Origin of the sequence: Flavobacterium sp. I-STPP5a (assembly GCF_009764685.1) — a bacterium.
In the GTDB taxonomy this organism is placed as follows: Bacteria; Bacteroidota; Bacteroidia; order Flavobacteriales; family Flavobacteriaceae; genus Flavobacterium.
This window is the reverse complement of sequence record NZ_VHLM01000001.1, coordinates 1-12690: the sequence shown is the minus strand read 5'-3', so window position 1 is coordinate 12690 and position 12690 is coordinate 1. Positions and strand designations below refer to the sequence as shown.

The 12690-nt window shown below is 33.4% G+C and carries 14 protein-coding genes and 1 tRNA gene; 9 read left to right on the top strand and 6 right to left on the bottom strand.

The window, feature by feature from the left end; translation table 11 throughout:
* Window positions 1–72 precede the first annotated feature (72 nt).
* The 6 genes from FJV36_RS00075 to FJV36_RS00050 all read left to right on the top strand — a co-directional run bounded on the left by FJV36_RS00075 (window position 73) and on the right by FJV36_RS00050 (window position 6256).
* Window positions 73–849 (top strand): tol-pal system YbgF family protein, encoded by a 777-nt coding sequence (locus FJV36_RS00075; protein ID WP_158727685.1) that lies wholly within the window; start codon window positions 73–75, stop codon window positions 847–849.
* 78 nt (window positions 850–927) lie between these two features.
* Window positions 928–1500 carry a 6,7-dimethyl-8-ribityllumazine synthase gene (gene ribH / locus FJV36_RS00070; RefSeq protein ID WP_158727686.1) on the top strand — a complete coding sequence of 191 codons (573 nt, stop codon included), beginning with the start codon at window positions 928–930 and terminating at the stop codon, window positions 1498–1500.
* 161 nt (window positions 1501–1661) lie between these two features.
* The gene (mutL, locus tag FJV36_RS00065) at window positions 1662–3503 is read left to right on the top strand and encodes a DNA mismatch repair endonuclease MutL (protein WP_158727687.1); all 1842 of its coding nucleotides are present in this window, start codon (window positions 1662–1664) and stop codon (window positions 3501–3503) included.
* Window positions 3500–4246 carry a rhomboid family intramembrane serine protease gene (locus tag FJV36_RS00060; protein WP_158727688.1) on the top strand — a complete coding sequence of 249 codons (747 nt, stop codon included), beginning with the start codon at window positions 3500–3502 and terminating at the stop codon, window positions 4244–4246. Before mutL ends, FJV36_RS00060 begins: the two co-directional genes overlap by 4 nt.
* 48 nt (window positions 4247–4294) lie before the next feature.
* On the top strand, window positions 4295–5164 hold the full coding sequence (locus tag FJV36_RS00055; RefSeq protein WP_158727689.1) for a rhomboid family intramembrane serine protease: 870 nt from the start codon (window positions 4295–4297) through the stop codon (window positions 5162–5164).
* Between the two features lie 45 nt (window positions 5165–5209).
* Window positions 5210–6256 (top strand): endonuclease/exonuclease/phosphatase family protein, encoded by a 1047-nt coding sequence (locus FJV36_RS00050; protein ID WP_158727690.1) that lies wholly within the window; start codon window positions 5210–5212, stop codon window positions 6254–6256.
* Between the two features lie 51 nt (window positions 6257–6307).
* Here the strand turns inward: FJV36_RS00050 and FJV36_RS00045 are convergent, their stop codons facing one another.
* The 6 genes from FJV36_RS00045 to FJV36_RS00020 form a co-directional block, all read right to left on the bottom strand.
* Window positions 6308–6925 (bottom strand): WbqC family protein, encoded by a 618-nt coding sequence (locus FJV36_RS00045; RefSeq protein WP_158727691.1) that lies wholly within the window; start codon window positions 6923–6925, stop codon window positions 6308–6310.
* 59 nt (window positions 6926–6984) lie between these two features.
* Window positions 6985–8553, bottom strand: coding sequence for a signal peptidase I (lepB, locus tag FJV36_RS00040; RefSeq protein WP_158727692.1), 1569 nt, complete (start codon window positions 8551–8553; stop codon window positions 6985–6987).
* A gap of 60 nt (window positions 8554–8613) precedes the next feature.
* Window positions 8614–9315, bottom strand: a complete 702-nt coding sequence (gene dapB, locus FJV36_RS00035; protein ID WP_158727693.1) for a 4-hydroxy-tetrahydrodipicolinate reductase — start codon at window positions 9313–9315, stop codon at window positions 8614–8616.
* Between the two features lie 147 nt (window positions 9316–9462).
* A complete protein-coding gene (locus FJV36_RS00030) occupies window positions 9463–9990 on the bottom strand; it encodes a DUF5683 domain-containing protein (protein WP_233264512.1) in 528 nt (175 codons plus the stop codon).
* A 32-nt stretch (window positions 9991–10022) separates the two neighbouring features.
* Window positions 10023–10922: a ParB/RepB/Spo0J family partition protein gene (locus FJV36_RS00025; protein ID WP_158727694.1), complete on the bottom strand. Its 900-nt coding sequence runs from the start codon at window positions 10920–10922 to the stop codon at window positions 10023–10025.
* Window positions 10923–10926: 4 nt separating this feature from the next.
* A complete protein-coding gene (locus tag FJV36_RS00020; RefSeq protein WP_086454275.1) occupies window positions 10927–11694 on the bottom strand; it encodes a ParA family protein in 768 nt (255 codons plus the stop codon).
* Window positions 11695–12097: 403 nt separating this feature from the next.
* On the opposite strand from FJV36_RS00020, the gene FJV36_RS00015 reads away from it, so the two are divergent.
* The 3 genes from FJV36_RS00015 to FJV36_RS16600 form a co-directional block, all read left to right on the top strand.
* Window positions 12098–12172: transfer RNA gene (locus tag FJV36_RS00015), tRNA-Pro, on the top strand.
* Between the two features lie 47 nt (window positions 12173–12219).
* On the top strand, window positions 12220–12465 hold the full coding sequence (locus FJV36_RS00010) for a GIY-YIG nuclease family protein (RefSeq protein ID WP_158727695.1): 246 nt from the start codon (window positions 12220–12222) through the stop codon (window positions 12463–12465).
* Between the two features lie 130 nt (window positions 12466–12595).
* On the top strand, window positions 12596–12690 hold a 95-nt coding region (locus FJV36_RS16600), incomplete at its 3' end, for a GIY-YIG nuclease family protein (RefSeq protein WP_199251025.1).

The following is a 12690-nucleotide window of genomic DNA, read 5'->3' as shown; positions in this document are numbered from 1 at the left end:
AATATTAAATCCTTTTTTTTATGTGGGTTTGAATAAAAATTTTATTTTTGCGATTCACTAAATTAAATTTAAATGGCAACTTATAATAAAAGAGGATATAAAGCACCAAAAGAAAAAGAAGTAAAAGAAGAAGCGGTAGAAGCAGTAGTTATTGATGAAAAAGACAGTACCACTGCCGAAGTATTTTCTAAATTAGATGAAACCGCATCAAGAACTGAAGACTTTGTTGCTAAAAATCAAAAAGTTATTATAGGATTAGTTGCTGCTGCTGCACTTGCAACACTAAGTTATTTAGCATACCAACGTTTAGTTGCTGCTCCTGCACAAGAAGAAGCTGCTAATGAAATGTTTGTGGCACAACAAAATTTTCAAAAAGCGACTGATGGAGTTTCAAGTGACTCGTTATATAAATTGTCTTTAAACGGATCTGAAGGGAAATTTGGTTTCCTAAAAATTGCTGACGAATATTCTGGCACTGATGCAGGAAATCTAGCTAATTACTATGCAGGTATTGCTTATTTAAATACTGGGAAATACACTGAAGCAATTGATTATTTATCAAAATTCAAATCAGAGGATATCATGTTAAGCGCTCTTGCAAAAGGTGCTATTGGTGATGCTTATGCGCAAAAAAACCAACCAAAAGAGGCTCTTGAAAATTACATCAACGCAGCTGGAACTAACAAAAACGATTTTACAACACCTCGTTTTTTATTGAAAGCTGGTAAAGTAGCTCTTTCATTAGGTAATAAAGCTGATGCACTGAAATATTTTACAGATATCAAAGAAAATTACGAATCATCTCCAGAGGCTGCATCTGTTGATGTTTTAATAGGTCTGTCTCAATAAAAATAAAAAGTACACAGGTTGCAGGATACCGTTTTGAGAAATTGTATCTTGCAACTTAATACTGAAATCTAAAATAAGATGGCTACCGAGAATAAAAATTTATCTGAATACGACAAAAATGCCATTCCAGATGCGAAGAATTTTCGTTTTGGAATTGTTGTTGCTGAATGGAATGATACTATTACAGAGGGATTGTTCAACGGAGCGTATACCGCTTTAGTTGAGAATGAGGTTCCAGAGACTAATATCATTAGATGGAACGTTCCAGGAAGTTTTGAACTTATTTATGGTTCAAAGAAAATGTTGCAAACACAAAACGTGGATGTAGTAATTGCAATTGGGTGTGTCATTCAAGGGCAAACAAAACATTTTGATTTTGTATGCGAAGGAGTTGCCCAAGGAATTAAAGACTTAAACATTCAAACCGATATCCCTGTAATATTTTGTGTGCTTACAGATAATACCATGCAACAGTCTATTGACAGAAGCGGTGGTATTCATGGTAACAAAGGAACAGAAGCTGCTATTGCTGCTATTAAAATGGCATACATTCGTCAGCAAGCATCCTTAAATAGTACTTTTAATCACCAACAATTGTTGTCATCAGGTACTTTGCAAATAGAAAATGTACCACTAGGATTAACTGAATAAAGAAACAATAATGTTTTCAAAAAAAAGCCTATACTTTAATAATTGTATAGGTTTTTTTAGTTTAATTTATGAGTGTTTTTGCTGTATTACCTTTGTAAAATCACTAAATTTGTACATCTTGGTTTGAACCAAAAACCATTTTTTAAATCTAATTTTTTTTAATGTCGAGTATTATACAATTGCTGCCTGATCATGTTGCAAATCAAATTGCAGCTGGAGAGGTTGTTCAACGTCCTGCATCAGTAGTAAAAGAACTTTTGGAAAATGCAGTTGATGCAAGGGCTACAGATATCAAGTTAATCATTAAAGATGCTGGTAAAGCACTTGTTCAGGTGATTGATAACGGTTTAGGAATGAATATAACTGATGCGCGCCTGTGTTTTGAACGTCATGCTACTTCAAAAATACGTCAAGCCGAAGATTTATTTTCCTTGTTTACAAAAGGTTTTAGAGGTGAAGCATTAGCATCTATTGCTGCTATTGCTCATGTTGAAATGAAAACACGTCAAGAACAAGATGAGTTAGGACACCACATTATTATTGAGGGTAGTAAATTTGTAGCACAAGAGCTTGCTGTTTTGCCACAAGGAACTTCATTTGCAATCAAAAATTTGTTTTTTAATATTCCGGCTAGGAGAAATTTTTTAAAATCAGATACTGTAGAATACCGCCATATTGTTGATGAATTTCAACGAGTAGCATTGGCTCACCCTAACATTCAATTTGCCTTTTATCACAACGGAAGCGAAATGTTTAATTTGCCTCCAGCGACGTTAAGACAACGTATTGTGTCTATATTTTCGGGAAAAACAAATGAAAAATTGGTTCCCGTTCAAGAGGAAACAGATATTGTTACCATTCAAGGTTTTGTAAGTAAGCCTGAATTTGCAAAAAAGAGTAGGGGCGAACAGTTTTTCTTTGTTAATGATCGTTTTATTAAAAGCGGATACTTACATCATGCAGTCATGGCTGCCTATGACGGAATCCTGAGAGACGGTGCGCAACCAAGTTATTTTTTATACCTAACGGTACCGCCAAACACAATTGATATTAACATTCATCCTACTAAAACTGAAATTAAATTTGATGACGAGCACGCTTTATACGCTATCCTTCGTGCTTCTATAAAACACAGTTTAGGACAATTTAATGTAGCTCCAGTTTTAGATTTTGATAGGGATTCAAATTTGGATACGCCATACCATTACAAAGATTTATCTGGCGAAGTTCCATCAATTCAAGTTGACGGGACTTTTAATCCGTTTTCTAACGAAACTCCTAGCAAACAATTTTCTAGTTACAAAAAGCCAGAAAGCACCTCAAAATGGGACAGTTTGTATGTCGGTTTAAAACAAGACGTTTTTGATGTGGAGCAAGTAACTTTTGAAAACGAAGAAGTTACATCGTCACTTTTTAATGATGAAGAGGTGGAGCATGCGGTGCATAAAACCTATCAAATTCATAAAAAATACATTGTGTCTTCCATCAAATCAGGAATGGTAATTGTTGATCAGCAGCGTGCGCATCAGCGGGTGTTGTACGAACAGTTTTTGCTTAATATGACTGTACAGCAAGCATCAAGTCAGCAACTATTATTTCCTTTGAATTTGTTTTATTCGTCAAGCGAAATGGAAATTATCACCGAGTTGCAGCAAGCGTTAAAAAATACTGGTTTTGTTTTTGAAGATAACAATACAGATCATATTGTAATATCTGGAATACCCGTAAATATCACCGAGAGTGAAGTTTCTATAGTCTTAGAGCAATTAATAAGTGATCTTCAAGATGGAATTCCTGAGAGCAGTTTTAGTCAAAATGATACTATAGCAAAGTCAATGGCTAAAAGTTTAGCCGTAAAAACAGGAACACATCTTACAGAAAAAGAGCAGGAAAATTTAGTTAATGGACTTTTTGCGTGCAAAGATCCTAGTGTCTCGCCATTTCATAAACCCACTTTCATCACTATGCGTGTGGAAGATTTAGATAAAAAATTTGCAGTATGAGAAACGTAACCGAAGTTGTGAAGCAATTAATTATTGTTAACATTATATTTTTTATTGGGACATACCTTTTAGGAGATGTAGTTTATAAAGTCTTGGCTTTATTTTTTCCAGAGAATCCAAATTTTCAATACTGGCAACCGCTATCCCACATGTTTATGCACGGCGGTGTCATGCACATTTTTTTCAATATGTTTGCTTTGTATTCTTTTGGATCAGCTTTGGAGCAAATATGGGGCGGAAAAAAGTTTTTGTTTTTTTATATTTCTTGTGGTTTAGGTGCTGCTTTGTTGCACACTGTGGTAAACTATTATTATTTTAATGATGCTATTACTACCTTGACAGTAAATGGCTTTAACAGGCAAGATATTTTACAGCTTTTAAACGAAGGTAAAATAGATACTCGTTGGCAGCAATTTATAAATGCTTCTGATTTTTCTAACTTCACAAGCGCTTATGCCGGGACTGCTGTGGGAGCTTCCGGAGCAATTTACGGAATTATAGTAGCTTTTGCGTTTATGTTTCCTAATGCTGAACTGGCGCTTATGTTTATTCCAGTACCTATTAAAGCTAAATATTTTGTTCCGGGATTAGTTCTTGTTGATTTATACCTGGGAATTTCAGGTAAATCTATTTTTGGTGGTGGCGGAATAGCGCATTTTGCGCATGTAGGTGGAGCGCTTTTTGGCTTTATAATGATGTGGTATTGGAAAAAAAACCAATTTAATAAAAACCGCTGGAATTAATACAACACAAATCGAGTATATTTTTAATAGGTACAAAAGAATTGGTATATGAATGTTATTGATGATTTGAAATTGCAATACAAAATGGGAGGGATTGTTATTCGTCTTATTTTTTGGAATATCGCTTTATTTGTGATTCCTTTTTTAGTTTTTTCCCTTATATCTTTAATGGGTATTAGTATAGATTACCTTCAATATGTTAGTTTATCATCAAATCCCACTGTTTTTATAAGCCAGCCTTGGACTATTTTGAGCTATGCTTTTTTTCATACTGGAATCATGCATATTCTTTTTAATTTAATAGTTTTGAATTTTGCAGGTAGATTATTTACAACTTATTTTACAGGCAAGCAGTTGTTTGGGTTGTATGTTTTGGGAGCTATTTTTGCTGGAATAGTGTATGTTTTAGTTTTTTATATTTTAGCAATAGATGCGCCTATTGTTGGAGCCTCTGCGGCTATAATGGCTATTTTGGTTGCAGTTGCAACGTACAATCCATTGATGGAACTCCGAATGTTGATATTTGGAACCGTAAAGCTTTGGCACGTAACAGCTGTTATTCTGTTTATTGATTTAATGCAATTGCGTTCCGGTAATATGGGTGGGCATATTTCACATCTTGCAGGAGCTTTATTTGGTTTTTTATTCATTAAATTACTTGAAAATGGTACTGATTTAAGTAAAATAGTCACAGATTTTGTCAATTTTTTTCAAAATCGATTCCAAAGAGGGAAGACTTCACCTTTTACAAAAGTGTATAAATCGCATCAAAAACCGGTACCAAAAGCAGTTTCTAAAATTGTTGTAAAAGATAATAATCAGCAGCAAATAGATCAAATATTAGATAAAATAAGCCAATCTGGTTATGATAGTTTATCTCAAAACGAAAAAGAATTCCTTTTTAAAGTAGGAAAATAATCTGAATTTAATTGTATATTTTAACTAGTATTTAAAAGTGTAAGTATGAGAAATCTTTCTTGGTTTAATAAAGGTATGTTTCTACTCAATATAGTCCTGACATTGGTGACTTTTATTGCTTATAGTTTACCTTTCTTGGCCCCGAAATCTTTCCCATTATTGTCAGTTCTTACTTTATTCATGCCTTTGTTCTTTGTTTTCAACACCTTGTTTTTTTTGTATTGGACCTTGCAATTTAAAAAGCAACTGATTGTTTCTGGAATTGTATTATTAATAGGGATAACATTTATAAATAAGTTTTATAAATTTTCAAGTATTGAATTACCTAGAGCAGAACAAGATTTCACCATTATGAGCTACAATGTCAGGCTCCTAAACGTTTTTAAATGGATCGAACGTGATGATGTACCAGGGGATATTTTGAATTTTATAAATGAAAAAAACCCTGATATATTGTGTATTCAAGAGTTTTCATCAACTGCTGGAATAGATTTAAAGGTATATCCACACCGCTATATTTTTACCGAAGGAAACCAAATCAAAACGGGTCAGGCTATTTTTTCAAAATTTCCTATAATTGATCATGGTAATATTATATTTCCTAAATCAAGTAATAGTGTCATTTACGCAGATATAAAGAAGGGAAAAGATATTATTAGGGTATATAACATGCACTTACAATCTATCAAAATTTCCCCAGACGTAAATGAAATCGATGAAAATATAGATGCTATCAATCAAAATAAATCTCAAAAACTGTTTATTCGAATCAGTAAGGCATTTAAGCAACAACAGCAACAGGCTGAGCAGTTTCGAGAGCATAAATTAAAGTGTGTTTATCCAGTCATCATTTGTGGTGATATGAATAATAGTGCATTTTCTTATGTTTATAGAAGTATAAAAGGGAAAATGAAAGACAGTTTTGAAGAAGCCGGTAAGGGTTTTGGAGAGACCTATAAGTTTAGGTATTATCCAGCAAGGATAGACTATATTTTTGCTGATGAAAGAATGAAGGTTAAAAAATTCGAAAACTTTTCTAATTTTATAAATTCAGATCATTTTCCTATCATGGCACGTTTATCCTATGAATAGATTTTGTTAGGTAATAAATGAATTATTTTTTTGTGATGTTTGTGCTGAAAATTATAAAGTCTGATTTTTCAAATAATCCAAAGTAAACTTACCTTCATTGAATAGTAAATCTAAAACGCTTAAATTATTCAAGAAACCGTGCTTGTCATCAAAAACCTGTTGGTAAGGTTCAAATTGTGATTGGTCTTTTTTACCGTTTACCAATGTCCTGTAATCTAAAATAATTTCTGGATCAGTCTCTAGTAAATAACTTGTTGTTTTTGTATAATCCATTTTCATGCGCATACACTTGGATAATAATTCCAAAACTTCAAAGTTTAAATCCATCAAAAAATCATGTTTTTTTTCGAAAATAGGTTGTAAATCATCTTCAAAAAACTCAAAAAAAGGAGAGCTTCGGTACGCTGCCTCTAAGGATTTAAAATGCTGTTTCTGCCAATCAAAATCATTTTCTATTCGGATATCTTTTGTTTTTTGATGGGTTATTTTACTATGTTTTATAGGGATATTCAAAAGTTGAATTCCGTTTGGACTATAAATGTAAGTTCTATTTCTGTTAGTTTGCTTTTGAAAATTATCTTCTACCTCATAAAGTACTGATTCAGCTTTTGCAATGGCTACAAAATGACTTATAGAAGGGAAATAGGTGGGGTGTATGATAATATTCATGATGTTGTAATATACTAGCGTTTAGTTTTTATAGTGCTACTAAACGCTAGTTTTTTTATTTAAACTTTGTTTGTTTTTCTTTTTTTCCAAAAATAATCTCCTATGAAAAATACAACTAGTCCTATTAGGAATAATTGAAAATAGGATTGAGGTTGTCCTTCACCACTCACGGTTGTGAAAACTCTTTCCCAACGAATCTTATTAATTCCTTTACCGTTAGGGTCTATACTTAACCATATAAATATTGGTTTACCTACAATATGATTTTCTGGAACAAATCCCCAGTATCTACTATCTTCAGAGTTGTTGCGGTTATCTCCCATCATCCAATAGTAATTTTGCTTAAAAGTGTATTCTTTAGCAATTTTACCATTGATACGAATTTCGGTGCCGTTTACTTGTAACTGATTGTTCTCGTAATCACCAATAATCGTTTTGTAGAAAGGTAGATTTTCAATATTTAAAGCAACAGTTTTTCCTTGTTCCGGGATATAAATAGGTCCGTAATTGTCACTATTCCATTTTTTTAGGTGAGGAAAAACGCCTTTGCCAAAATTTGCTTGATCAACGCCTTTGGCAATTTGTTTCACTACTGCTGTTACGCCGGGAGTATTTTTAAAAACCTGAGCACCTTCTTCTGTTAGAGCACTAAGGTAAATGGTGTCTCGCTTAGTTTCGTTAGTAAAAAATGCTCTATCTGTAATATCTAATTCTTTAAAAAGATATTCAAGATCAATAGGTGTTTTTCCATCAAGCGCAATTTTATATGAAAATTGAGGTTTTGCTCTTTCTGGTAATTGAAGGATCTTACCGTCAATATACACATCTCCATTAACAATAGAAAGGTTGTCGCCTGGCACCCCTACGCATCTTTTTACGTAGTTTGATTTTTTATCAATTGGTTTGTAAGCTCTTCTTTTTGAGGTGTCAAAAAATTTATAAACGGTGTCAGCAGGCCAGTTAAAGACAACTATATCAGTTCTCTTTATATTTTGAATTCCAGGTAATCTCAAGTAAGGCAATAAAGGCCATGAAGAATATGATTTTTTTTGCGTCAAAGGTATGGAGTCGTGAACCATAGGCAACGCCACAGTTGTCATAGGTACTCTTGCGCCATAATTCATCTTACTTACAAACAAAAAGTCTCCTACTAATAATGATTTCTCTAATGATGATGTAGGTATTGTAAAGGGCTGAATAACATAAGTATGAACAAGAGTTGCTACCACCACTGCAAATAATATAGAGCTTATGGTGTCGGCTGTTTTGTTCTGAGGCGATACACTTCTGTCAGCTATGTAATTTAATTTTTGTGTATAATTAATATAGTAGATGTATAAACCTAAAGTAACAATTCCTAGAAAAGTATCTAAAGAAGATCTTTTTCCAAAACTTCTCAGGGTTTCAATCCATATTACTGGGAATAAGATTAAGTTAATTATTGGGATAAATAATAAAACGGTCCACCATGTAGGTCTACCTATTATTTTCATTAATACGATTGCGTTATAAACAGGAATAGCTGCTTCCCATTTTTTTCTTCCCGCACTTTCATATAATTTCCAAGTTCCTAAAAAGTGAATTATTTGTACCAGTAAGGAAAGTACAAACCATTGATATACAGTCATAGTCTTTTAATTTTGTTTAATTATTGTGATGCATTTTCGCAAAGAGAATAATGTTTATTTTTACTTTAGGTCTAATACATCTTTCATAGAGAAAATCCCTTGCTTTCCTACAATCCATTCTGCTGCAATAACTGCTCCAAGTGCAAATCCATCTCTGTTGTGTGCCGTGTGTTTTATTTCGATGCTGTCAACTGTTGAATCATATTGTACAGTGTGCGTTCCGGGAACAGTTCCTATTCTTTTAGCATCAATGTGTATTTCACCTTTATTAGGATTGTCTAAAGTCCATTTTGTGTATGAACTATTCTCCATAATTCCTTTTGCTAATGAAATAGCTGTACCACTTGGTGCATCTAGTTTTTGGGTATGGTGAATTTCTTCCATGCTTACTTGGTAACTGTCAAATTTTGACATCATTTTTGCAAGGTATTCGTTTAGCTCAAAAAAGATATTTACTCCTAAACTGAAATTGGAACTGGAAATCAAGGCACCTTTCGTTTCAAGGCAAAGTGCTTCAATAGAACTGTAATGTTCTAGCCATCCTGTGGTTCCTGAAATTACGGGAACATTAGCATGAAAACAAGTCGAAATATTTTCAACAGCTGCCGTTGGGACACTAAAATCAATGGCTACATCAGCCGTAGAAAGTCCTTCAAAAGTACTTTTTTCATCTTTTCTTAATACGATTTCATGACCACGTTCCAAAGCAATTTTTTCAATCACTTGGCCCATTTTTCCGTATCCTAGTAATGCAATTTTCATTGTAATATTTTATAATTTAAAGCCAAATTAAATTTGACAATTTTATTTTTTGCTTGTGGCAATAACTTCGTTTAATTGAATTACTAATTATTTATAATTCAAGAAGGCTTAATTATTTATTGATAAAAACCAAATTTATTATATCTTTCAAAAAGTATAACTAATCGTTAGTCCTACATTTGTCCTGAACGTTACATCATTTTGATAAATAGCAGGTCGTAGTGATAAACTTTCATCAACATTAAACTGCAATAAAGCTGCATCAACATTGGCATCAATAATGTTTAAAGCGTAAAAAGCAAGTGTTACTAATGCAGATAAATCTCTATTGCGCTGATAAAATTTTTGCGCAGCAATCAATCTATTGTTGTCAAATCTTTTTGAATCTTCGGTTATGACTCCTTCCAAACGACTTTTATAGGCATCTCTAAATTGTCTGTATTTTTTATTATTGTCTACATAAAAGTATACGCTAGTACCGATGGCGCCATATACAAGTGGAATTTTCCAATATTTTTTATTGTAAGCTTGTCCTAAACCAGGTAATACGGCCGAAAAAAAAGCAGCTTTTGCAGGTGTAAGTGGGTCAATATTTGAAGATTTCAAGGTATCCTTAGCTATGAGTTCAGTATTGTTTTTGGTTTGTGCAAAAACAGAACCACAACTCATTAACATGAGAATGGATATGATGAAAAATGATTTTAACACTAGTCGTTTATTAGATTAATGATTCTTTTAAAATCTTCTTCAGAGTGAAAAGGAATGGTTATTTTACCTTTGCCGCCGCCTGTAACTTTCACGTCTACTTTGGTACCAAAATAATTGGTAAAGGTGTTTTTGTGCGCATCCTCAACCTCAAACGAATTTGCTTTTGGCTTTCCTTCAGGTTTTGGTTTTAGGCTCTCTTGGTAATTTTTTACTAATGCCTCGGTATCGCGCACCGATAAATTTTGGCTAACAATTTTTTGATAAATATCAGCTTGAATATCTTGGTTTTCAATATTGATGATGGCTCTACCATGACCCATACTTATGAATCCATCTCTAATTCCTGTTTGAATAATAGGATCAAGTTTCAATAAGCGTAAATAATTAGCAATAGTAGATCTTTTCTTTCCTACACGATCACTCATTTGTTCTTGTGTAAGTTGGATTTCATCTATCAATCTTTGATAAGACAAGGCAATTTCTATAGGGTCTAAGTCATGACGTTGAATGTTCTCAACCAGTGCCATAACAAGTGATTCATTGTCATTTGCAATACGAATGTAAGCAGGAACGGTAGTAAGTCCTACAAGTGTAGAAGCTCTAAGACGACGCTCTCCAGATATAAGTTGGAACTTATTAAAATCTAGTTTACGTACGGTAATAGGCTGTATAACACCCAGTTCTTTTATAGAAGTAGCTAGTTCTCTTAATGATTCCTCATTAAAATTACTTCGGGGTTGAAACGGATTTATTTCGATTGCAGCAATTTCAAGCTCAATAATATTCCCAACAACCTTATCGGCATTTTTATCATCAACAGATTTGATATCGTTTTCTGGATCTTTCAATAACGCGGATAATCCTCTTCCTAAGGCTTGTTTTTTAATTGCTTGTGCCATAAAATTATTTACTGTTTTTCTTTATGATTTCTTGTGCAAGGTGAAGGTAGTTTACAGCACCTTTACTTGTTGCGTCATAATTAATTATGCTTTCGCCAAAACTAGGCGCTTCACTCAATTTTACATTTCTTTGAATGATGGTTTCAAAAACCATGTCATTAAAATGTTTTTGAACTTCTTCAACAACTTGGTTAGATAAACGCAAACGAGAATCAAACATGGTTAACAAAAGTCCTTCAATATCTAAATCCGGATTGTGTATTTTTTGAATACTTTTTATGGTATTTAGTAATTTACCCAGTCCTTCCAGAGCAAAATATTCGCATTGAATAGGAATAACTACAGAGTCTGATGCCGTTAAAGCATTAAGAGTTAATAATCCTAATGATGGCGCACAGTCAATGATAATGAAATCGTATTCATCTTTTACATTGGCCAATGCTTTTTTAAGCATGTATTCTCTGTTTTCTTTATCAACTAGTTCTATTTCTATAGCAACAAGGTCAATGTGAGATGGAATAACGTCAACATTGGGAGCAGAGCATTTAATAACTGCTTCTTGCGGAGTATGGCTGTGCTCTAATATTTGATACGTCCCTATTTCTACTGATTCAACATCAATTCCAAGTCCTGATGATGCATTAGCTTGAGGATCAGCATCAATAAGTAGAACCTTTTTTTCTAATACACCTAATGCAGCTGCAAGATTAACTGATGTTGTAGTTTTGCCAACTCCTCCTTTTTGATTAGCAATCGCGATGATTTTGCCCATTTGTTTTTCTAAATTTTGAACCGTAAAAATACGATTATTTATGGTTTTTGAAAATCTATTTTGTTAACAATCGTGAAACCACAATTTGAATGATTTTACTTGTGTTTAAAATTTTAGTTTAATTTTTTCATTTAAAAGCTATTCCAGCTGTTCGCTACAAGGTCTTGCTGTTGCCTCTGCTTTTTTACTGTCCTAAAAGGAGCTTCTTTTAGTCGCTCTTTTAGGATAAAAAAAGCAAGATGCACCTAGCGCAACGCTTTTCGCTACCATCTGGGCTTTGGTTTTCCCATCCAGAAAAAGTTTTTCTAGAATTCATCTTCTTTTTTTTAACAGAATAACATTTTTCATATTTTTCAAAAATACTTGTGTAAGATAAAAAGAGTTGTATATTTGCACCCGCTTTCGGGGTGTAGCGTAGCTCGGTTATCGCGCCTGCTTTGGGAGCAGGAGGCCGCAGGTTCGAATCCTGCCACCCCGACAAAAGCCGAACGAGATCGTTCGGCTTTTTTTTATATAAAAAAAATTATGTTTCACGTTTACATTCTTTTTTCTAGATCACAAGACAAGTATTATGTAGGGTATACTTCTATGGTTTTAGAAGAGAGACTGCGACGACATTTAAGTACACACAAAGGATTTACAGCAAGAGCCAAAGATTGGGCAATAGTTTATTCGGAGTTATTTGACCAAAAATCTTTAGCAATTTCACGAGAGCAGGAAATTAAAAAATGGAAAAGTAAAACAAAAATTGTCGAATTAATTACAAAATAAGTAGCAGTTATCGCGTCCCGATTGCAAATCGGGAAGGCCGCAGGTTCGAATTTCCGTTTTCGGAATAAACACTGCCACCCCGACAAAAGCCGAACGAGATCGTTCGGCTTTTTTTTATATAAAAAAAATTATGTTTCACGTTTACATTCTTTTTTCTAGATCACAAGACAAGTATTATGTAGGGTATACTTCTATGGTTTTAGAAGAGAGACTGCGACGACATTT